1 protein-coding gene is annotated in these 228 nt (G+C 61.8%); it reads right to left on the reverse strand.

The genetic code is table 11. From position 1 onward, the window contains the following. On the reverse strand, positions 1 to 228 hold a 228-nt coding region (locus SB719_RS23145; RefSeq protein WP_412160190.1), incomplete at both ends, for a hypothetical protein.

Raw genomic sequence — 228 nt, forward strand, 5'->3', positions numbered from 1 at the left:
GGTGTTGTCGTAGTTGCTGCCGCCGGAGCCTGTATAGGCGCGGTCCCACGGATCGGTAAAAGTGCCCGGGTAGAACCAGGTCTTCGTGACCGTGTTGTTCGACGGGTCATCCTGAGCCGTGTCAGTACCTGCCGCAGATGTGTACGTCGGCGCGGTGGACTGCAGGCTGATCGATCCAGCGCTAGTCGGGACAAGGTGCAGCCAGATCGAACCGCTCGCCAAAGCCAC

This window comes from Pantoea sp. SIMBA_079, assembly GCF_046940275.1.
In the GTDB taxonomy this organism is placed as follows: Bacteria; Pseudomonadota; Gammaproteobacteria; order Enterobacterales; family Enterobacteriaceae; genus Pantoea; species Pantoea borealis.